Below are 20,600 nucleotides of genomic sequence, written 5' to 3' on the forward strand. Positions count from 1 at the left end.
CCCGCCCCCCACCCACGAGCTGCTCATCTGCGTGGCTCTGCCCGCCATGTCTGTCTCCGCGCGCCACGGGCAGCTGACGGGAGCGGGCCTGGAAGGCTGCTACCGGTCCGGCCGGCGGATTCTCTCCCGCTGCCGCCTGCTGATCGGCGGCCGGGAACCCGTACCGGTCCAGGCCGCCGTCACGGCCGCCGACCAGGCCGTCTTCGTCGCCACCCTCCGCACCGGGGCGGAGGCCGGACCCGACCCCGACCTCGTGGTCGAACGCACCCGCCATGCCGAGGGAGTCGAACGGATCGTCCTGCGCAGCTCCGCCGGCCGGCCGATGCGGCTCCCGGTGGAGATCGTGCTCGGCGCCGACCTCGCCGAGCTGGGCGCGGTCGCGGCCGGGACACCGGGCCGCGAACTCCCGGCGTCGGTCCACGACTCGGGACTGCGCTGGACCTCGGGCACGCGGCACTCCACCGTCACCGCGGATCCCGCCCCGCACACCGTGCTGGCCGCCACCGGCCTCCTGCGCTGGGACCTCGACCTCGCCCCCGGCGCGGTGCGGAGCATCGAGCTCCGGGTGCGGGCGGGGGACACCGGTGAGGGCCGCGAGGGGCGGAGCGCCGTCGCCGGCCGGCCGGCCGCCGCGGCCCGGCTGCTCTCCCCGGCACGGGCCGAAGGGGACGACCCCCGGGTCGGCCCGCTCCTCGACGCCGCACTGGACGATCTGCGCGCCCTGCTCACCCGCTCGCCCGACCGGCCCGGCGATCTGTTCCCGGCCGCCGGAGTGCCCTGGCGCTGCGGACTGGCGCCGGGCGAAGCGCTCGCGGCGGCCCGCATGGCCCTGCCGCTCGGCACCGCGCTCGCGGTCGGCACCCTGCGTGCCGTGGCCCGCACCCAGCGCACCGGCGCCGGCCCGGAAGCGGGACACGTCCCGGGACCGTTCCGGGACGCGGGGCCCCATCTGCCGCCGGGCTGCACGGGCACCGAAGCCACCCTGCTCTTCCCCGTCCTCCTCGCCGAGGCCCGCCGGTGGGGCATGGCGGAGCCCGACACCGAACAGCTCCTGCCGTCCGCCGAGAAATGCCTCGACTGGCTGCGGACCGCCCTCGGCGAGGGGCCGTACCTCCGCGATCCCGGCACCTCCGGGCCCGCCGGCCACGTCCGGGCCGAGGTGCAGGCGCACGCCCACCGCGCCGCGCTCCTCGGCGCCGACCTGCTCGACGACTGCGGCCGCCCCGGAGCCGACGCCCTGCGCGAGCGCGCCGAGGCGCTCCGGACCGCGTTCCGCCGCGACTTCTGGGTCGACGACCACGGCGGCGGCCGCCCGGCTGCAGCGCTCGCGCCGGACGGCCGCCCGGTGCCGCACCTGGGCGCCGCGGCCGCGCACCTCCTCGACACGGGGCTGCTCGGCGGCCGGGTCCTCGCGCCAGGCCTCCTCGACCGGACGCGCACCGAACAGCTCGCCCGCCTCCTCGCCGCCCCCGCTCTCGACTCCGGATGGGGCCTGCGCAGCCTCGGCGCCAAGGAGCCGGGGTTCAACCCGTTCGGCCACCGGGGCGGCGCGGTCAGGGTGCAGGAGACCGCGGTCGCCGTGGCGGGGCTGGCCGCGGCCGGCTGCGAGAAGGAGGCGGCAGCCCTGCTGCGGGGGACGCTCGACGCGGCGGAGGGCTTCGGACTGCGCCTGCCCGAGATGTACGCGGGGGAGCAGCGCTCCCGCGGCAGGATCCCCTCGCCGCACCCGGCGGCCTGTCGGCCCGCCGCCGTCTCCACGGCTGCCTGCCTCCACCTGCTCACTGCGCTCGTCGGCATCCGCCCGGACACCCCCGCCCGGACGCTCTCCCTGCATCCCCTGCCCGGCGCGCCGCTCGGCGCGCTCCAGCTCACCGGACTCACCGCGGCCGGCGCCCCGCTCTCGGTCCGCGTCAGCAGACTCGGCCTCGGCATGATCGAGGAGGCTGCCGACGGCTTGCAACTGAGTCGATGAGACGTGCGGGAAGGGAGTGCTTATCGTCAGGAAGACGACTATGATCGCCGCATGTCGCCCTACGACCCGTCGGCCTTCCCGCCCTTCGCCGTCACCGTCGACCTGGTCGTTCTCACCGTGCGCCGCCACGCCCTGTGCGCACTGGCCGTCCGGCGTGGCGAGGCCCCGTTCCAGGGGCGCTGGGCGCTCCCCGGCGGTTTCGTGCGGATCGGCGAGGACCTGGCCGGCGCGGCCGCGCGGGAGCTCGTCGAGGAGACCGGCCTGAGCGTCCACGACCCGAAGGCCACGGCGGAGGCGGCCGGCAACGGCGCCCACCTCGAACAGCTCGCCACCTACGGCGATCCGGACCGCGACCCGAGGATGCGCGTCGTCAGCGTCGCGCACCTGGTGCTGGCCCCCGACCTCCCCGCCCCGCGCGCGGGCGGGGACGCGAACAGCGCCCGCTGGGCCCAGGTCGCCTCGCTCCTCGGCGAGGAAGACGGCGGGACGGGGGACGCCGAGGGCGACGCCCCGCTCGCCTTCGACCACGCGAGGATCCTTGCGGACGGGGTGGAACGGGCCCGCTCCAAGATCGAGTACTCCTCCCTGGCCACCGCGTTCTGCCCCGCGGAATTCACCGTCGGCGAGCTGCGCCGGGTGTACGAGGCGGTCTGGGGCGTCGTCCTCGATCCGCGCAACTTCCACCGCAAGGTGACCGGGACGCCCGGCTTCCTCGTGCCGACGGGCGGGACCACGACCCGCCAGGGCGGTCGCCCCGCCCAGCTCTTCCGCGCGGGCGGAGCCACCGTGCTCAACCCGCCGATGCTGCGGCCCGAGATCTGACGAGAGGACGTCCCGGCTCCGCGGGATGTCCCCGTCGCGCGCAACTCAGGTTTTCACAGCGGTAGTTGTCGAACGGTATTCGTCGAAATCGCCCGCCCCGCCAACCGCTCGCCATCGGGTTCGGTGGGATCATCTCCCCGCTGTGCAGCGTCAATTGGGGCGGGACAAGCGATCACCCTTTCGTGTGCTTTTCACCAAAGACCTCAAGCCACAAGGGAACAGCGCCGACAAAGGTTCCGTGAGTACCCTTGCGCACACCCTGATGACCGCCGCCCGCTCCGCCGACTCCGGCCTCGCCGGACCGGGCGAAACCGACCGCTACTCCTACGCCGAGACCCCCGGTGTCGACCGGCCCGGCTACGCCGCCTGGGACGGCGGTGACGCCGACCTCGGCCGCGGCGCGCGGCGCGCGGCGGGCAGCCGCGGCCGAGGTCTGCACGGCCAGCTCGTCCAGCAGCTCGGACAGATGATCGTCGCCGGCGACCTCAGCGCGGAGCGCCCCCTGGTGCCCGAGGAGATCGGTCAGCGCTTCGAGGTCTCCCGCACGGTCGTGCGCGAGTCCCTGCGCGTCCTGGAGGCCAAGGGCCTGGTGAGTGCCCGGCCCAACGTCGGCACCCGGGTCCGTCCGGTCAGCGACTGGAACCTGCTCGACCCCGACATCATCGAGTGGCGCGCCTACGGCCCCCAGCGGGACGACCAGCGCCGGGAGCTCGGCGAGCTCCGGCTCGTCATCGAGCCCCTGGCCGCCCGGCTCGCCGTCGGCCACGGACGTGACGAGATCCAGCAGCGGCTCGCCGACATGGTGGAGATCATGGGCCACGCCCTCGGCCAGGGCGACTCGCTCACCTTCTCGCGGGCCGACGCCGAGTTCCACGCGCTGCTCGTCCAGCTCGCCGACAACCGGATGCTGGAGCACCTCTCCGGCATCGTCGCCGCCGCCCTCCAGGTCTCCGGCGGCCCCGTCGCGGGCTGCGACCGTTTCGGCGAGGCCTCCCTCGCGCACCACGCCCGGATCGTGGCGGCGGTGGCCGAGGGGGACCCCACGGGCGCCGAGTCGGCCATGCGGCAGCTCTTCGTCGTCCACGCGGACGTGGAGCCCCCGGTCGTCCCCGCCCCGCGCGAGCACTGAGGCGGCGACGGCCGCATCGCCGGCTCTCCCGACCGCCCAAGGCCCGGAGAGCCGGTCCCGACGTGCGGGCGTCCGGGCGGGCGCCCCGGCATACCCGGCGGTGTGACTCGGGCCACGAAGATTGGGCGTAACGCTCCGCGAATCAGCGCGATGACCTAAGAGGTGACAGTCGAGGAGGGAATGCGGCGGCCGTTCCAGGCGCTGTACTACTCCCCGGCTCCGCCCGCGTCGTCGGCCCATCCCCAAGCCGGCGGTCGTCGGTCCCGGTCCCCAGCGGATCGGACCGGAAGCCGTTTTCCAACGTTCCGAGAGGTTGTTCGTGTCGGCCAGCACATCCCGTACGCTCCCGCCGGAGATCGCCGAGTCAGAGTCTGTGATGGCGCTCATCGAGCGGGGAAAGGCTGATGGGCAGATCGCCGGCGATGACGTGCGTCGGGCCTTCGAGGCTGACCAGATTCCGCCAACCCAGTGGAAGAACGTTCTGCGCAGCCTCAATCAGATCCTCGAGGAAGAGGGTGTGACGCTGATGGTCAGTGCCGCGGAGTCGCCCAAGCGCGCCCGCAAGAGCGTCGCGGCGAAGAGCCCGGTCAAGCGCACCGCCACCAAGACCGTCGCCGCGAAGGCCGCCCCCGCGCGGACCGCGACGGCCGTCGCGCCCCCCGCGACCGACGGCTCCGAGCTCTCGGCCCCGGCCGCCGAGCCGGTCCCCGCCGACGAGACCGCGGCCCCCGCCAAGAAGGCCGCCGCCAAGAAGACGGTGGCCAAGAAGGCCACCGCGAAGAAGACGGTGGCCAAGAAGACCGTCGCGAAGAAGGCCGGGGCCAAGAAGGACGACGACCTCGGCGAGGACGAGGTCGTCGACGAGGCCCCCGTCGTGCCCGGCAAGGGCGAGGAGGAGGAAGAGGGCACCGAGGCCAAGGGCTTCGTCCTCTCCGACGACGACGAGGACGACGCGCCGGCCCAGCAGGTCGCCGTCGCCGGCGCCACGGCCGACCCGGTCAAGGACTACCTCAAGCAGATCGGCAAGGTCCCGCTCCTCAACGCCGAGCAGGAGGTCGAGCTCGCCAAGCGCATCGAGGCCGGGCTCTTCGCCGAGGACAAGCTCGCGGGCAGCGACAAGCTCGCGCCGAAGCTCCAGCGCGAGCTGGAGATCATCGCCGAGGACGGCCGCCGCGCCAAGAACCACCTCCTGGAGGCCAACCTCCGCCTGGTGGTCTCCCTGGCCAAGCGCTACACCGGCCGCGGCATGCTCTTCCTGGACCTCATCCAGGAGGGCAACCTCGGTCTGATCCGCGCGGTCGAGAAGTTCGACTACACCAAGGGCTACAAGTTCTCCACGTACGCCACCTGGTGGATCCGGCAGGCGATCACCCGCGCCATGGCCGACCAGGCCCGCACCATCCGCATCCCGGTGCACATGGTCGAGGTCATCAACAAGCTGGCGCGCGTGCAGCGCCAGATGCTCCAGGACCTGGGCCGCGAGCCCACCCCGGAGGAGCTGGCCAAGGAACTCGACATGACCCCCGAGAAGGTCATCGAGGTCCAGAAATACGGCCGCGAGCCCATCTCGCTGCACACCCCGCTCGGCGAGGACGGCGACAGCGAGTTCGGTGACCTCATCGAGGACTCCGAGGCGGTCGTCCCGGCCGACGCGGTCAGCTTCACCCTCCTCCAGGAGCAGCTGCACTCGGTCCTGGACACCCTGTCCGAGCGCGAGGCGGGCGTGGTCTCCATGCGCTTCGGCCTCACCGACGGCCAGCCCAAGACCCTCGACGAGATCGGCAAGGTCTACGGCGTGACGCGCGAGCGCATCCGCCAGATCGAATCCAAGACCATGTCGAAGCTGCGCCACCCCTCCCGCTCGCAGGTCCTGCGCGACTACCTCGACTGAGTCGCGAGCAGCGCACCACCCGGGCCCGACCCCCTCCCTCCGAGGGGGCCGGGCCCTTTGCACAGCCTCTCTTCTACGGTCTCGGGCGCAGAGGCCCGTGCGGGTGACACCGGGCCGCGCTCCCGGACGCCGTCCGGGCGATCCGCCGGAAGTGCGCGTGCGGGCGGGCGCGGGCTGATCGACGCTGAGTGGGACATCGATCACTCCGAGTACAGGAGCACGCATGCGCCGTCCCCTCGTCCTTGCGGCCGCGGCCGCCGCGGCCTCGTTGACCCTGCCCGCCCCCGCGAGCGCGGACGGGGCGGTGATCGGCGGCGAGCCGGCGCAGATCACCGCGAGCCCGTGGACCGTGGCCCTCAGCAGCCGGGACCGCTTCGGCGACGAACGGTCCGGGCAGTTCTGCGGCGGCGCGCTCGTGGGACCCACCACCGTGGTCACCGCCGCCCACTGCCTGGGCCGGGACGTGCTCGGCGTCCCGCTGCGCCGCCTGACCGACCTCACCGTGCTGGCCGGCCGCACCGATCTGCGCGGGGACGCCGGACGCGAGATCACCGTGCGCTCCGTCCGCATCAACCCGGCCTATGACCCCGCCTCCAACGCCGGCGACCTCGCGGTCCTCACGCTCGCCGAGGCGCTGCCCGCCGAGGACGCCGTCCCGCTCGCCCGTGCGGGCGACCCCGCCTACCGGCCCGGCACCCGGGCGACCGTGTACGGCTGGGGGGACACCACCGGGCGGGGGGACTACGCGACCTCGCTCCGCGCGGCCTCGGTCGGCGTCCTGCCCGACACCACGTGCGAGCGCGCCTATCCGGGTGACGGCAACGGCACCTACCGGCGCCGCTCGATGCTGTGCGCGGGCGAGACCGAGGGCGGGCGCGACGCCTGTCAGGGGGACAGCGGGGGACCGCTCGTGGCCGAGGGGCGGCTCATCGGCCTCGTGTCCTGGGGGAACGGCTGCGGGGAGGCGGGGAGCCCCGGCGTGTACACCCGCGTCTCGGCGGTCCTGGGGGCCCTGGAGAGCGCCTGACGCGTCCGGGGGGCCCAGCGGGGCTGAGCGGGCCGGACACGAGGACGGGCCGCCGCTCCTGTGGGTCACAGGGGCGACGGCCCGGACGACCGACCTCGGTCGGCGCTGCTCGTCGTGGTGCGAGGGTCAGCGATCCTCGTCGGGTGCGGCGGCACGAACGGCGGTCAGTCGCTCCGTCTCGTCCTGTATCTCCGCGGCGATCTTCTTGAGTTCCGGCTCGAACTTGCGCCCGTGGTGAGCGCAGAAGAGCAGTTCGCCGCCGCTTTCGAGAACGACGCGCAGGTAGGCCTGGGCGCCGCACCGGTCGCAGCGGTCAGCGGCCGTCAGCGGGCTCGCGGGTGTCAGAACAGTAGTCACGTCGCCTCTTCTCTAGCTCGACGAGCTGTCGTACCAGGGTCAACATCCAACCAGCCCCAAAACGTTCCCGCTCGTGGCTTTTCCTCGAAAGTTTCTCGAGGAGGCTGGCTTGCTGCCGGGTTGGCGGCGAATGTGCCGTAGTGCGTTGCTTTACGGTTTCGCGTCGCTCGGGTGGTCGCTTGTCGGTGGTCGGCCTCCCGGCTGGCTTGCCGGTTGTAAATGAGGACGTGCCCGGAGCCTAAATGGTTCATGCCTGGAAGGGAACGTGATGTTTGCATCACCCCATCGAGCGATCGAACACATCTTCGAGCCTGGATTAGGCTGAAGGCTGTGCGAGGGTGGCGTTGCACCTGTCCCATCAGGCATCGGTACCCTCTCACCGGCGACCCCGGAGCGCCGGGCCCCACCGCCGCAAGATCACAGATTCAGCGAGGAGCGAACCCGCGTGACCGCCGATACGTCCGTGCCGTCCACAGCGTTGCTGACCGGGGACCGGGACGGCGACAACTACACCGCGCGGCACCTCCTCGTGCTCGAGGGCCTGGAGGCGGTCCGCAAGCGCCCCGGCATGTACATCGGGTCCACCGACAGCCGCGGCCTGATGCACTGCCTCTGGGAGATCATCGACAACTCGGTCGACGAGGCCCTGGGCGGCCACTGCGACCACATCGAGGTCGTCCTCCACGCCGACAACTCCGTCGAGGTCCGGGACAACGGCCGCGGCATCCCGGTCGACGTCGAGCCCAAGACCGGCCTGAGCGGCGTCGAGGTCGTCATGACCAAGCTGCACGCCGGCGGCAAGTTCGGCGGCGGCTCGTACGCCGCCTCCGGCGGTCTGCACGGCGTCGGCGCGTCCGTGGTGAACGCCCTGTCCGCGCGGCTCGACGTCGAGGTGGACAAGGGCGGCGCGACCCACGCGATCAGCTTCCGCCGCGGGGTCCCCGGCGCCTTCGGCGGCCAGGGCGCCGAGGCCTCCTTCGAGCCGGCGAGCGGCCTGCGCAAGGCCAAGCGCGTCCCCAAGACCCGCACCGGGACCCGGGTGCGCTACTGGGCGGACCGGCAGATCTTCCTCAAGGACGCCAAGCTCTCCCTCGACAACCTCCACCAGCGCGCCCGTCAGACCGCCTTCCTCGTCCCCGGCCTCACCCTCGTGGTCCGCGACGAGCGCGAGATCGACGGCCAGGGCAAGAGCGAGGAGACCTTCCGCTTCGACGGCGGCATCAGCGAGTTCTGCGAGTACCTGGCGCCGGACAAGGCGATCTGCGACGTGCTGCGCCTGACCGGCCAGGGCACCTTCAAGGAGACCGTCCCGGTCCTCGACGACCGCGGCCACATGACCCCCACCGAGGTCACCCGCGAACTCGGCGTCGACGTGGCGCTGCGCTGGGGCACCGGGTACGACACGACGCTCCGCTCGTTCGTCAACATCATCGCCACCCCCAAGGGCGGCACCCACGTCTCCGGCTTCGAGCGCTCCCTGACCCGCACCGTCAACGAGGTGCTCCGCTCCGCCAAGCTGCTGCGCGTCGCCGAGGACGACATCGTCAAGGACGACGCCCTGGAGGGCCTCACCGCGGTCGTCACCGTGCGGCTCGCGGAGCCGCAGTTCGAGGGCCAGACCAAGGAGATCCTCGGCACCTCCGCCGCGAACCGGATCGTCTCCAACGTGATCGCCAAGGAGCTGAAGGCCTTCCTGACGTCCTCCAAGCGGGACGAGAAGGCCCAGGCCCGGGCCGTCATGGACAAGGCCGTCGCGGCCGCGCGGACCCGCATCGCGGCCCGCCAGCACAAGGACGCGCAGCGCCGCAAGACCGCCCTGGAGACCTCGTCGCTGCCGGCCAAGCTCGCCGACTGCCGCAGCGACGACGTGAACCGCAGCGAGCTGTTCATCGTCGAGGGGGACTCCGCGCTCGGCACCGCCAAGCTGGCCCGCAACAGCGAGTTCCAGGCGCTGCTCCCGATCCGCGGCAAGATCCTCAACGTCCAGAAGTCGTCCGTCTCGGACATGCTCAAGAACGCCGAGTGCGGCGCGATCATCCAGGTCATAGGAGCGGGGTCCGGCCGGACCTTCGACATCGACGCCGCCCGCTACGGCAAGATCGTGCTCCTGGTCGACGCCGACGTCGACGGCGCGCACATCCGCTGCCTGCTGCTGACGCTGTTCCAGCGCTACATGCGGCCGATGGTCGAGGCCGGGCGCGTCTTCGCCGCCGTCCCGCCGCTGCACCGGATCGAGCTGGTCCAGCCCAAGAAGGGCCAGGACAAGTACGTGTACACGTACTCCGACAACGAGCTGCGGCAGACGCTCCTGGAGTTCCAGCGGAAGAACGTCCGCTACAAGGACTCGATCCAGCGCTACAAGGGCCTCGGTGAGATGGACGCCGACCAGCTCGCGGAGACCACCATGGACCCGCGGTTCCGGACGCTGCGCCGGATCAACATCGGCGACCTGGAGTCCTCGGAGCAGATCTTCGACCTCCTCATGGGCAACGAGGTCGCCCCGCGCAAGGAGTTCATCACCAGCTCCGCGGCCACCCTGGACCGCTCCCGCATCGACGCCTGACGGTCCGCGCCGCACCGCGGACCCCGTCTCCCGTCACCTGATGGGGTGAAGAGTCGGGATTGCGGGGTCCGCCGCCCACCCTCGCGCCCATCCTTGGGCACGCGGCCATCGGAGGCCGCCGACAAGGAGTGCGGAGCGGTGGAGAAGGACGACGGGCGCGAGGCCGCGGCGGTGCGGCTCGACGACCCCTGGTACGACGCACTGGCCGCGGGATGGGGCGAGTCCGACGGATCCGCCCCGGTGCCCGCACCGCGGCCGCCCGCGGCCGAGGCCCCCCGCACCACCGAGGGCGACGTCTACCTGGAGGTGCAGCACAGCGCCGCCTTCCAGGAGGTGCGCCGCCGCTACCGCCGTTTCGTGCTCCCGGCCTCCGTCGCCTTCTTCGGCTGGTACGTGGCCTACGTCGTCGCGGCGACCACCGCGCCCGACCTCATGGCGCGCCCGGTCCTCGGCGCGGTCAACGTGGCCATGCTCGCCGGCCTCGGCCAGTTCCTCACCACGTTCCTGCTCACCTGGGCCTACGCCCGGCACGCCCGGCTGCGCCGGGACCGCGCCGCCCTCGACCTGCGTTGGGACACCCAGGAGATGACCCGGGGGATGCGGCGTTGACCACCGACCACCAGACCCTCGCGCTGGTCCTCTTCAGCCTCTTCATCGCCGTCACCCTGGCGATCACCACCTGGTGCAGCCGCAGACGCCAGGGCTCCGCCGAGGAGTTCTACGCCGGCGGGCGGCTGTTCTCCCCCATGGAGAACGGTTTCGCCATCGCCGGCGACTACATGTCCGCCGCCTCCTTCCTCGGCATCTCCGGTCTGATCGCCCTCTACGGCTACGACGGGATGCTCTACTCGGTCGGCTTCCTGGTCGCCTGGCTGGTCGTGCTCTTCCTGGTCGCCGAGCTGGTGCGCAACGTCGGCCGCTTCACGCTGGCCGACGTCGTCGCCGCGCGGATGCGCGAGCGTCCGGTGCGGATCGCGTCGGGCACCTCGTCCGTCACCGTCTCGATCCTCTACCTGGTCGCCCAGATGGTCGGCGCGGGCAGCCTGGTCGCCCTGCTCCTCGGCGGGACGGGCGAGGCGGCCCAGACCGGGACCGTCGTCGGCGTCGGCGCGCTCATGGTGATCTACGTGACGCTCGGCGGGATGCGCGCCACCACCTGGATCCAGATCGTCAAGGCCGTGCTGCTCATGGGCGGCGCTCTCGCCCTCACCGTCCTCGTGCTGCTCCGCTTCCACGGCGACTTCAACCAGCTGCTGCTCTCCGCGGCCGACCGCAGCGGACACGGCAGCGACTTCCTCGGCCCCGGGCTGCGCTACGGCGGCGACTGGACGGCCCGCTTCGACTTCATCAGCCTGGGCCTCGCCCTGGTCCTCGGCACGGCCGGGCTGCCGCACATCCTGTCCCGCTTCTACACCGTGCCCACCGCCCGCGCGGCGCGCCGGTCGGTCATCTGGTCCATCGGGCTGATCGGCAGCTTCTACCTGATGACGATCGTGCTCGGCTTCGGCGCCGCGGCGATCATCGGCCCGGACGCGGTCCGCGAATCCAACGCGGCCGGCAACACCGCGGTCCCGCTGCTCGCCGGCGCCCTGGGCGGCGGCGCCGACTCCACCGGCGGAACGGTTCTCTTCGCGATCGTCGCCGCGATCGCCTTCGCCACGATCCTCGCCGTCGTCGCTGGCATCACCCTCGCCTCCTCGGCGTCCGTCGCTCACGACCTGTACGCGTCCTTCCGCCGCCCGGGCGCCCGGCAGCGCAGCGAGGTCCAGGTGGCGCGGCTCGCCGCGGCCGGCATCGGGGCGGTCGCCATCGGCCTGGGCCTGGTCGCCCGCGACCTGAACGTCGCGTTCCTGGTCGGCCTCGCGTTCGCCGTCGCCGCCTCGGCGAACCTGCCGGTGCTGCTCTACTCCCTGTTCTGGCGCGGGTTCACCACCCGCGGCGCCGTGTGGTCGGTCTACGGCGGGCTCGTGCCCGCGGTGGCGCTCGTGGTGCTCTCGCCGGTGGTCAGCGGCGGGCCCGACGCGCTGTTCCCGGGGATGGACTTCCAGGTCTTCCCGCTGCAGAACCCCGGTCTGGTCTCCATCCCGCTGGGCTTCCTGGCGGGCTGGCTCGGCACGGTCACCTCGCGCGAGACACCCGACGCGGCGAAGCACGCGGAGACGGAGGTCCGCTCGCTGACGGGCGCGGGCGCGGTGTGAGCGGCGCGGGTCCCGCAAGACCGGGCCCTTACGGAGTCACCCCTCCCAGACGTACCGGTGCTCCGGACGGCCGGTGTCGCCGTAGCGCAGGCTCAGGCGGACCCGGCCGGAGCGCTCCAGGAGCTTCAGGTAGCGCTGGGCGGTCTGCCGGCTGCGGCCGGTGCCGTCGGGCAGGTAGTGGTCGAGCAGGACCAGGTCGACCCGCGCCCGGGCCACGGCGTCGAGGGTCTCGGCCACGGAGTGCGCGAGCGCGACCACCCGGAAGCCGGGAACCTTCGCGACGACCGCGGCGTTGATCCGGGCAACCCGCCGGTCGTCGTCCACGACGAGCACCGACAACTCCACAGTGCGCCTCTCGCTCTCCGCCGCGGGCAGCGCCTCGGGCAGTACGACGGTGAACTCCGCCCCCCCGCCCGGCGCGCCGGCCACCTCGGCGCTGCCCCCCTGCCGCTCCGCGAAGCGCCGCACGAGGGCGAGGCCGATGCCCCGGCCGCGGTGCGCGGGCGCCGGCTTCGTCGTCCAGCCCTTGGGGAACCTGCTGGACAACGCCCTCAACGCGGCGGCCGGCTCGGAGCGGGCCCGGGTGGGGCTCTCCCTGGTCGTACGGGGGCGGACGGTGTCGGCCCGGGTGCGGGACTCGGGGCCCAAGGAGCCCGCCGACCGGCGCGCGGCGGTCTTCACCGACCCCGCGCTCGGCGGCCACGGTCACCTTCCCGACGACGAGGGAGCACCCGGCCGCCCGCCACGGCGAGCAGGTCGCGGCCGCCGACCCGGCCGGTCAGGGTCTCGGCCGTCCGGCCCGGACCGAGCGCGTCGTCGAGCGGCAGCCCGCGCACCGCCGGGTCGAGGCCGAGGAGCCGCGCGGCCTCGTCGTTGAGCAGCCTGATGCGGCCCTGCGGGTCGAGGGCGACCACGCCTTCGCGGATGCCGTGCAGCATGGCCTCGCGTTCGGCGAGCAGTCCGGCGGTGTCGGAGAAGGCCAGGTCGCGGGTCTGCCGCTGGACCCGGCGGGAGCCCCGCCAGGCGGCCGGCGCGCCGGCGGCGAGCGCGCCGCCCGCGTAGACGAGCAGGGTGGGGATCGTCGCGAGCAGCCGGGCGCGGACGCTGTCGTAGGCGATGCCGACGGACACCGCGCCCACCACGTCTCCGCCCGGGCCGTACAGCGGCACCTTTCCGCGGGCGGAGCGGCCGAGGGGTCCCGTCGTCGATCTCCCTGAGACGGGTCTCCCGATCAGGTCGGCGCTCGGGTGCGACCGGCGGATGCCGCGCGCGTCCATGACGACGACGTACTCGGCGCCGGTCGCGCGGCGGACGCGTCCGGCCCGGAGGCGTGCGCTTCGAGGGCCTTGCCGAGGGAGGGGGAGGCCGCCGTGGACTGGGCGACGGCAAGGGCCCGGCGCATCGCCTGGTCGTCGAGCTTGTCGCCGAGCGGTGCCAGGAACAGGCCGGTGGCGAGCACCGCCACCCCCGCCGCGATCGCCGGCTGCGCGAGGAGCACCTGGGCGGAGACCCGCCGGGGCGGGCCGATCCGTACCCTCCGCCGCACCCGTAGGGATGAACGGTACGGGCCGGGCGGGACCGGCTAGCGGGGTGCGGCTGTGACGCCGACGACATCCATCCGCGCCGGGGCGCCCAGCGCCGCGCCGCAGCTCTCGGGCCGCTCCGGCAGCGACGCCCGTTGGGCGACCACCACCTGCCAGCTCCGTCCGCCGTCGGTGTGCGCGACGGTCACCTCCCAGCGCGGCCCCGGGTCGTCCGCGACGGGCGCCGCGGTCCGGACCGTCGCGACGGTCAGCGCCTCCGCGCGGTCCTCCCCGGTCGCGCGCCGCACGGCCAGCTCCGCGGCCTGCGCGGGCCGCTCCCAGGCTGAGCGCCCACGGCAGCCGTCGGTGACGACGCGGCCGGTCTCGACGGCGCGCAGCACGTCCTTGACGGACGGGGCGTCGGCCCGGCCGTAGGCGTAGCCGTGGGGGAGGACCAGGAGGGTGGGGGAGAAGCGGTGGCCGCCCAGGTGGGTCACCTCCCAGACGCCCTCCTCGCCGGACGCGGCGAGCTCCGCGGCCAGCGGACGGCCGAGGACGGCGCAGCACCGGTCGCGCTTGCCGTTGGTGCAGACGAGCGCCAGCGGAGGCCCGGTGTGGGCCTCGCCGCCGAGCGCGTGGTCGAACGACGCGGGGTCGCCCGCTCCGAGTGCCGCGAGGTCCAGCCGCCGGAGCGCCGCGGGGTCCCCGACCCGCGCGGAGCGGACCCACGAGCGGCCCGGCACGGTGTGGGCGGCGTAGACCTGACGCGGGGCGGGGGCGGTCTGCGCCCGGTCGTCGGCGTGGGGGCCCGGACGCCGTACGAGCGCGACGCGGACGCCCGTGCCCTCGGCGGCCGATTCCAGGGCCCGCCCCAGTTCGGGGTCGAGGCGGCTGGCGGTGAGCGCCTTGGGGCCCCACGGCCCCGGCTGCTCTACCAGCAGCCAGGTGGTGGCCGTGGCCGCTGTCCCCGCGAGGGGCTCGGCCAGATTCCATGACGCGGTCGCGCACGTACTCACGCAGGCAAGGCTAGCCTCTCCTCGTCACCGCTCTCCCCCGGGTTCACGTCCTTTCACGCCCTTCCCACCACGCGCAAACGGCTTGCGGCTCTTGCGCTAATCTTGCAGGCATGACGCGACGACTTGCTCAGGTTGCCAAGAAGGTCGGGGTCAGCGAGGCCACGGTGAGCCGGGTCCTCAACGGCAAGCCGGGGGTCTCCGACGCCACCCGGCAGTCCGTGCTGACCGCCCTCGACGTGCTCGGGTACGAGCGCCCGACGCAGCTGCGCGGTGAGCGCGCCCGGCTGGTCGGTCTGGTCCTGCCGGAGCTGCAGAACCCGATCTTCCCGGCCTTCGCCGAGGTCATCGGGGGAGCGCTCGCCCAGCAGGGGCTGACACCGGTGCTCTGCACGCAGACGAAGGGCGGTGTCTCGGAGGAGGACTACGTCGAGCTGCTGCTCCAGCAGCAGGTGTCGGGGGTGGTCTTCGCCGGCGGCCTCTACGCCCAGGCCGACGCCCCCCACGACCACTACCGGCTGCTCGCAGACCGCAAGATCCCGGTCGTCCTCGTCAACGCGGCCATAGAGCACCTCGGCTTCCCCGGGGTCAGTTGCGACGACGCCGTCGCCGTCGAGCAGGCCTGGCGGCACCTGGCCTCGCTGGGGCACGAGAAGATCGGCCTCGTCCTCGGCCCCGGCGACCACATGCCCTCCCAGCGCAAACTGGCGGCCGCGCGGGCGCTGCTCAAGGCGAGCGGCGAGGAACTGCCGGAGGAGCGCGTCGTCCGCGCGATGTTCTCGCTGGAGGGCGGTCAGGCCGCGACCGCGCGTCTCCTCGACCAAGGGGTCACCGGGATCGTCTGCGCGAGCGACCCCATCGCCCTCGGGGCGGTGCGCGCGGCGCGCCGGCGCGGGCTCTCGGTGCCGGAGGACGTCTCGATCGTCGGCTACGACGACTCCGCGTTCATGAACTGCACCGAGCCGCCGCTCACCACCGTGCGGCAGCCGATCGAGGCGATGGGGCGGGCGGCGGTCGAGCTGCTCTCGGTCCAGATCGGACGCGGCTCGGTGCCGTCGGAGGAGCTGCTCTTCGAGCCCGAGCTCGTCGTGCGGGGCTCGACGGCGATGGCGCCGAGGAGCTGATCCCGCGGGACTCACCGGGGAGTCCAACCCCTCGCCTTCGGTCGGCGACTCAAGAAATCCCGGTCGATCATCCGGTTCTTGCGTCAGAGGTCTCGACTTTTACTAGATCATGACGTCGCGAGCGGTGCCCGTGTCCGGATCGGCTCAGGGAGGGGGCAGAGGCGGGCGCGGGCCGATGTACGTGCCCGACGGCCGCATCCGCAGCGGCCGCTCCCCGTACTCCTCCAGTGCGTGCGCGATCCAGCCGGCCGTGCGGGCGACCGCGAAGATCGCCTCGCCCGCCTCCGCGGACATGCCCGCGCCGACCGTGAGCACGGCGAGCGCGAGGTCGACGTTGGCGGGCAGCACGGTGTGCCGCGCGGTCGTCGCCACGACGTCCCGGGCCGCGGCCAGCGCGGGAGCGGCCTGCGGCAGGCCGTCGAGCAGCTCGAACAGGAGCCGGGCGCGCGGGTCCTCGGCCGCGTAGAGCCGGTGCCCGAGGCCGGGCACCCGCTGCCCCGCCCGCAGCCGGTCGGCGACCACCGGTGCGGCGCCGCGCTCCGTCACCTCGACCAGCATCCGGTGCGCCAGGGCGCTCGCCGCCCCGTGCAGCGGGCCGTCCAGTGCGCCGAGCCCGGCGGAGACCACGGCGTAGGGATGGGAGCGGGCCGAGGCGGCGACCCGGGCGGCGAGGGTGGACGCCGCCAGGTCGTGGTCCACCAGCAGCGCGAGTGCGGTGTCCAGGCAACGCACGGCCGCCGGGTCGGGTTCCCGCTCGCTCAGGGCGGTCCAGAGCCGCAGGGCGACGGACGCGTCGCCGCCGGCCTCGCCCTCTGTGCCCTCTCCAGGTGTCAACGCCCCGACCAGGGTGGGGATGAGGGCGCGTGCCGTCCCCAGGACGGCGTCCGTCGAGAGGTCGAAGCGCAGCGGGTCCGCGACCGCCGCGGCCACGGCGGCGACCCGCAGCCGGTCGGTCGGACCGCTGTGCGGCGGCAGGGCGCCGGCCGCTCTGCGCGCGGCCGCCAGTGCGTCCGGCGGGGCGGTGAAGTGGGCGCCCGGAGCCGACGCTCCCGTCCACAGCCACTCCGCGACCTGCTCGAACGGGTGCGACGCGGCGAGTTCCGTCGCGTCGACGCCGCGGAAGAAGTACCGGTCCCCCTCGATCAGGGTCAGCGCCGTGCGCACCGAAAGCTCGCCCTGCGGCGCCGCCGACTCCCGCCGGCTCCGGCGTGCGAGCGCCTCGACCTCCGCGGCGTCGAACGTGCTGCCCCGCCCACTCTCGCCCGGCCGCCGGGTCAGCCGGCCGCGGCTCACGTACGCGTAGACCGTCGCCGCCTTGACGCCGAGGAGGTCGGCGGCCTCGGCGGTCGTCAGGCGATGGGCGCTGTCTTCCGTCATGACGACATCCTAGGTCCGGCTTTCAATGTTGATCAAATCAATATTGACATGCAATAGGTCAAGCATGGATGGTCGAGTCAGGTACGAGACATGGGAGCCGCCGTCATGCAGACCACCGAACCGACCGTCCCCCGCGGGCTCGCGGGCGTTGTCGTCACCGAGACCGCGCTCGGCGACGTCCGAGGCCGCGAGGGCTTCTACCACTACCGGGAGTACTCGGCGATCGACCTGGCCGAGCAGCGCACGTTCGAGGACGTGTGGCACCTGATGTTCCGCGGGCGGCTTCCCGACGCGGCGGAACGGGCCGGTTTCGCCGCTGAGATCGCGCCGCTGCGACACCTGCCCGCCGACGTGCGGGACGCGCTGCCCGCGCTCGCCCGGTCCTGCGCCCTCTCCGGCCCGCTCGCCGGACTGCGCACCGCGCTCTCCCTGCTCGGCGCGTCGGCCGGCTTCCGGCCGGTGTACGACCTGACCGACGAGCGCCGCGCGGCCGACGCGCTCGCCGCGTGCGCCGCCGTGCCGACGCTGCTCACCGCGCTGCACCGGCTCGGGCAGGGGCTGGAGCCCGTGGCGCCGCGCGACGACCTCCCCTACGCGGCGAACTACCTGTACATGCTGACCGGGGCCGAGCCCGACCCCGCGCGGGCCCGGGCCGTCGAGCGGTACCTCGTCTCCACCGTCGACCACGGCTTCAACGCGTCCACGTTCACCGGCCGGGTCGTCGCCTCCACCGGGGCGGACGTGGCGGCGTGCCTGGTCGCCGCGGTCGGCGCGCTGTCGGGGCCGCTGCACGGAGGGGCGCCGAGCCGGGCGCTCGACACGCTCGACGCGATCGGGACGCCGGACCGGATCGATCCGTGGATCCGGTCCCGGGTGCTCGCCGGGGAGCGCATCATGGGTTTCGGCCACCCCGTCTACCGCACCGAGGATCCCCGGTCGAGGATGCTGCGGGGGATCGCCGAGGAGTTCGGCGGGCCGCTGGTGGAGTTCGCCGTGCAGGTCGAGGCGCGGGTGGAGGCGATCCTCGCCGAGCTCAAGCCGGGGCGGGAGCTGCACACCAACGTCGAGTTCTACGCCGGTGTGGTCATGGAGCTGTGCGGGTTGCCGCGGGAGATGTTCACCCCGACGTTCTGTGCGGCGCGGGTCGTCGGGTGGAGTGCGAACGTTCTCGAGCAGGCTCGGGATGCGAAGATCATCCGGCCGTCCGCGCGGTATGTGGGGGCGGAGGCGCCGCGGCCCGTGCCGGCGGTGTCCTGACACGCGGACGGCCCGGCAGCCGTGGCCGCCGGGCCGTCCCGCGGTGCGGACGGAGTCAGGCGTCGGGGATGTCGGCCTTCGCGCGGACCAGGGTTTCGCGGGAGACGATCACAATGCGCTCGTAGTCGGCGCGGGATGCGTCGTCCGGGAGTTCACCGTCGAGGCGGGAGGTGGCCTCGGTGCCGATGACGGCGAAGTTGCCGTCCGACAGCTCGAAGATGTCGGGACACGACTGGCCTGTGATGCTTCCACGGGCTGTCGGGGGCACACCGATGCGACGCACGATCTTCAATGGAACCGGTCCTATAGGAGGGATGTGGACATGAGGTTCCATCGTCCGGGAGTGGCAGGTGTGCACACAGGGCTTCATGGAAACGTTACACATAGATTCTGCACAACATGGCCTGTGCGCAGGGGAGTTGGGTAAGCGGCCTGCCGTGCGGATTCACCCTGTGTGCCGGGACCGAGGTTGACCCCTCCCGCTGGCCCCGACGGTGCGGGCCCAGCGGGCTATGACTCGGGCGGGGTGCCGACGACCCACCAGTCCTCGTTGTCGGAGGCCTCGTCGAGGTCCTGAAGCAACTGGTCCATCATCCGACCGATGGAGTACTCCTCGGAGTCCGGGTCGAGACTCGCCCGCTGCGGTGCCGTGGCCAGCCAGAACTCCCGGCAAACAGAATTCTGGAAGAACAACCGCATGTGCCCGAACAGTTCCTTGCGGGTGACGCTGCCCACCCGGTACGCCAGCAGCATGTTGGTGTACAGCGCGTTGGCCATGAGGTACTGGCGCTGCGTGTCGGCCGGGACCGCGCCGCCGTAGGTGTCCATCACCGCCACCAGATCCGGGTCGTCGATGGCTTTGAACAGCAGATCGAGGTGGAGCCGCTGGTATTGGATCAGGTTCGTCTCGCGGTGTCGGCGTGCGCTGGGAAGCGAGAAGCCCCATCCTCGCCGACGGTGCTTCCGTGTGGCCATGTCAACCCCCCGGGTCTGGCCCCCCGCCGGTCGTCGGATCCCTTGTGCGGAGTCGCTGTGCCGACGAGCGATCGGTGGGCAGCCATGTTGCGTCCCTCAGCGTGCCGGGTGGTTTTGATCGGCGTGGAGGGGCGTAGAGCGGGCGCACAGAAGCACGCCGCGTCGTGCGGCGTTGTGCCATTACGTTGTTCCCCGTTCACGGGACGTGCAACCTCGGGCCACGGCGTAGGGTGGACGGCTCCGGCGCGCGGGAGAGGCGCGTGTCGACGAGAGGAACGAGGTCGTGAAGGTGTCCTTCAGGGCGATCCCCGTCGTCGTGCTCGCGGGGTTCCTCGGTGCGGGGAAGACGACGTTGCTGAACCACCTCCTCGCGCACAGCGGCGGCAACCGGATCGGGGTGGTCGTCAACGACTTCGGGGCGATCGGCATCGACGCGATGTCCGTGGCGGGACAGGCGGGTTCGACGGTGAGCCTCGGCAACGGCTGCATGTGCTGCGCGGTGGACGGCAGCGAACTCGACACGTACCTGGACCGCCTCACCCGCCCGGAGAACCGCCTCGACGCGATCGTCATCGAGGCGAGCGGCCTCGCCGAGCCGCAGGAGCTGGTGCGGATGGTCCTCGGCACGGAGAACCCGCACGCCCGGTATGGCGGCCTGATCGAGGTCGTGGACGCCGCCCACTTCGACGCGACCCGGACCCGGCACCCCGAGACCGACCGCCACCTCGCGCTCGCCGACCTCGTGGTCCTCAACAAGCGGGACCAGGTGGCCGAGGCCGAGCTCGACCGGGTCGGCGACGTGCTCGCCGGTCTCGCCCCGGGGTCGCCGGTGCTGCCGGTCGCGCACGGCAGGATCGACCCGGAGCTGCTGTTCGAGTGCCGGCCGCGCGAGGAGCAGGTCGCGGGGCAGCTCTCCTTCGAGGAGCTGCTGCACCCCGAGCGCGACCACACTGCCCACCCGCATGCCGCGTACGAGAGCGTCGCGTTCACCTCCGCCGAGCCGCTCGACCCGCGCCGGCTGATGGCGTTCCTCGACACCCGGCCCGCCGGCCTCTACCGCATCAAGGGGTTCGTCGACCTCGGCGCCGGCGACCCGCGCAACCGCTACGGCCTGCACGCGGTGGGCCGCTTCCTGCGCTTCCACCCCGAACCCTGGCCGGCGGGCGAGCCGCGGCTCACCCAGCTCGTCCTGATCGGCGCCGGGATCGACGCGGACGCCGTCCGCAAGCAGCTCGACGGCTGCCGGGTCACCGACGCGGACCTCCCGCAGGACCCCGACGTGCTGGAGCGCGCCATGTGGGGCGTGCTGCGGTACGCGCCGGACGGCGACGACCCCGCCTGAGCGGGCGCGCCGCCGTCCGCCGGATCGGCG

At 73.2% G+C, this 20,600-nt stretch carries 17 protein-coding genes and 1 pseudogene; 11 read left to right on the plus strand and 7 right to left on the minus strand.

Translation table 11 applies throughout. The annotated features are described in order from the left end of the window. The first annotated feature begins 46 nt into the window (after nt 1–46). From ACFWEG_RS09480 to ACFWEG_RS09500, 5 genes are all read left to right on the plus strand, one after another. A complete protein-coding gene (locus ACFWEG_RS09480; RefSeq protein ID WP_387211251.1) occupies nt 47–1,972 on the plus strand; it encodes a glycogen debranching N-terminal domain-containing protein in 1,926 nt (641 codons plus the stop codon). A 51-nt stretch (nt 1,973–2,023) separates the two neighbouring features. Continuing rightward, nucleotides 2,024–2,794, plus strand: a complete 771-nt coding sequence (locus ACFWEG_RS09485; RefSeq protein WP_387211254.1) for an NUDIX domain-containing protein — start codon at nt 2,024–2,026, stop codon at nt 2,792–2,794. Nucleotides 2,795–3,053: 259 nt separating this feature from the next. Then, a complete protein-coding gene (locus ACFWEG_RS09490; RefSeq protein WP_387211301.1) occupies nt 3,054–3,923 on the plus strand; it encodes a FadR/GntR family transcriptional regulator in 870 nt (289 codons plus the stop codon). Nucleotides 3,924–4,242: 319 nt separating this feature from the next. After that, nucleotides 4,243–5,814 carry an RNA polymerase sigma factor gene (locus ACFWEG_RS09495; RefSeq protein ID WP_387211257.1) on the plus strand — a complete coding sequence of 524 codons (1,572 nt, stop codon included), beginning with the start codon at nt 4,243–4,245 and terminating at the stop codon, nt 5,812–5,814. A 223-nt stretch (nt 5,815–6,037) separates the two neighbouring features. Beyond that, a complete protein-coding gene (locus tag ACFWEG_RS09500) occupies nt 6,038–6,841 on the plus strand; it encodes a S1 family peptidase (protein ID WP_387211260.1) in 804 nt (267 codons plus the stop codon). 126 nt (nt 6,842–6,967) lie between these two features. On the opposite strand, the gene ACFWEG_RS09505 is transcribed toward ACFWEG_RS09500, so the two are convergent. Then, nucleotides 6,968–7,198, minus strand: coding sequence for a hypothetical protein (locus ACFWEG_RS09505; RefSeq protein WP_387211263.1), 231 nt, complete (start codon nt 7,196–7,198; stop codon nt 6,968–6,970). 445 nt (nt 7,199–7,643) lie between these two features. Between ACFWEG_RS09505 and ACFWEG_RS09510 the strand changes: the two genes are divergently transcribed. From ACFWEG_RS09510 to ACFWEG_RS09520, 3 genes are all read left to right on the plus strand, one after another. Further along, on the plus strand, nt 7,644–9,761 hold the full coding sequence (locus ACFWEG_RS09510) for a type IIA DNA topoisomerase subunit B (protein WP_387211266.1): 2,118 nt from the start codon (nt 7,644–7,646) through the stop codon (nt 9,759–9,761). Between the two features lie 138 nt (nt 9,762–9,899). Beyond that, on the plus strand, nt 9,900–10,370 hold the full coding sequence (locus tag ACFWEG_RS09515; protein WP_387211269.1) for a DUF485 domain-containing protein: 471 nt from the start codon (nt 9,900–9,902) through the stop codon (nt 10,368–10,370). Beyond that, nucleotides 10,367–11,959 (plus strand): cation acetate symporter, encoded by a 1,593-nt coding sequence (locus ACFWEG_RS09520; protein ID WP_387211272.1) that lies wholly within the window; start codon nt 10,367–10,369, stop codon nt 11,957–11,959. The genes ACFWEG_RS09515 and ACFWEG_RS09520 overlap by 4 nt, the downstream gene beginning before the upstream one ends. Nucleotides 11,960–11,995: 36 nt before the next feature. Here the strand turns inward: ACFWEG_RS09520 and ACFWEG_RS09525 are convergent, their stop codons facing one another. The 3 genes and pseudogenes from ACFWEG_RS09525 to ACFWEG_RS09535 form a co-directional block, all read right to left on the minus strand. Then, entirely contained in the window at nt 11,996–12,298 is a 303-nt protein-coding gene (locus tag ACFWEG_RS09525; protein ID WP_387211304.1) for a response regulator, read from the minus strand. 33 nt (nt 12,299–12,331) lie between these two features. Then, nucleotides 12,332–13,505 (minus strand): annotated as a pseudogene (locus ACFWEG_RS09530) (ATP-binding protein); the annotation flags it as partial. Between the two features lie 36 nt (nt 13,506–13,541). Further along, a complete protein-coding gene (locus ACFWEG_RS09535) occupies nt 13,542–14,498 on the minus strand; it encodes a sucrase ferredoxin (protein WP_387211275.1) in 957 nt (318 codons plus the stop codon). A gap of 110 nt (nt 14,499–14,608) precedes the next feature. Between ACFWEG_RS09535 and ACFWEG_RS09540 the strand changes: the two genes are divergently transcribed. Beyond that, a complete protein-coding gene (locus ACFWEG_RS09540) occupies nt 14,609–15,619 on the plus strand; it encodes a LacI family DNA-binding transcriptional regulator (RefSeq protein ID WP_387211278.1) in 1,011 nt (336 codons plus the stop codon). A 144-nt stretch (nt 15,620–15,763) separates the two neighbouring features. On the opposite strand, the gene ACFWEG_RS09545 is transcribed toward ACFWEG_RS09540, so the two are convergent. Beyond that, nucleotides 15,764–16,996: a citrate synthase gene (locus tag ACFWEG_RS09545; protein ID WP_387211281.1), complete on the minus strand. Its 1,233-nt coding sequence runs from the start codon at nt 16,994–16,996 to the stop codon at nt 15,764–15,766. A 105-nt stretch (nt 16,997–17,101) separates the two neighbouring features. On the opposite strand from ACFWEG_RS09545, the gene ACFWEG_RS09550 reads away from it, so the two are divergent. Beyond that, nucleotides 17,102–18,253: a citrate synthase gene (locus tag ACFWEG_RS09550; protein ID WP_387211284.1), complete on the plus strand. Its 1,152-nt coding sequence runs from the start codon at nt 17,102–17,104 to the stop codon at nt 18,251–18,253. A 55-nt stretch (nt 18,254–18,308) separates the two neighbouring features. Here ACFWEG_RS09550 and ACFWEG_RS09555 read toward each other — a convergent pair whose 3' ends face one another. Both ACFWEG_RS09555 and ACFWEG_RS09560 read right to left on the minus strand, forming a co-directional pair. Continuing rightward, nucleotides 18,309–18,545, minus strand: coding sequence for a hypothetical protein (locus ACFWEG_RS09555; RefSeq protein ID WP_387211287.1), 237 nt, complete (start codon nt 18,543–18,545; stop codon nt 18,309–18,311). 218 nt (nt 18,546–18,763) lie between these two features. After that, entirely contained in the window at nt 18,764–19,228 is a 465-nt protein-coding gene (locus ACFWEG_RS09560; RefSeq protein ID WP_387211290.1) for a DUF6082 family protein, read from the minus strand. Between the two features lie 289 nt (nt 19,229–19,517). Here ACFWEG_RS09560 and ACFWEG_RS09565 point away from each other — a divergent pair, with 289 nt between their 5' ends. Beyond that, the gene (locus tag ACFWEG_RS09565) at nt 19,518–20,570 is read left to right on the plus strand and encodes a CobW family GTP-binding protein (protein WP_387211307.1); all 1,053 of its coding nucleotides are present in this window, start codon (nt 19,518–19,520) and stop codon (nt 20,568–20,570) included. The last annotated feature ends 30 nt before the right edge of the window (nt 20,571–20,600 follow it).

Source organism: Streptomyces sp. NPDC060194, assembly GCF_042728285.1.
GTDB lineage: Bacteria > Actinomycetota > Actinomycetes > Streptomycetales > Streptomycetaceae > Streptomyces.

Coding starts and splice junctions, on each gene's coding strand:
- ACFWEG_RS09480 (WP_387211251.1), top strand. CDS start 47: ATGTCTGTCTCCGCGCGCCACGGGCAGCTGACGGGAGCGGGCCTGGAA.
- ACFWEG_RS09485 (WP_387211254.1), top strand. CDS start 2,024: ATGTCGCCCTACGACCCGTCGGCCTTCCCGCCCTTCGCCGTCACCGTC.
- ACFWEG_RS09500 (WP_387211260.1), top strand. CDS start 6,038: ATGCGCCGTCCCCTCGTCCTTGCGGCCGCGGCCGCCGCGGCCTCGTTG.
- ACFWEG_RS09540 (WP_387211278.1), top strand. CDS start 14,609: ATGACGCGACGACTTGCTCAGGTTGCCAAGAAGGTCGGGGTCAGCGAG.
- ACFWEG_RS09545 (WP_387211281.1), bottom strand. CDS start 16,996: ATGACGGAAGACAGCGCCCATCGCCTGACGACCGCCGAGGCCGCCGAC.
- ACFWEG_RS09550 (WP_387211284.1), top strand. CDS start 17,102: ATGCAGACCACCGAACCGACCGTCCCCCGCGGGCTCGCGGGCGTTGTC.
- ACFWEG_RS09560 (WP_387211290.1), bottom strand. CDS start 19,228: ATGGCCACACGGAAGCACCGTCGGCGAGGATGGGGCTTCTCGCTTCCC.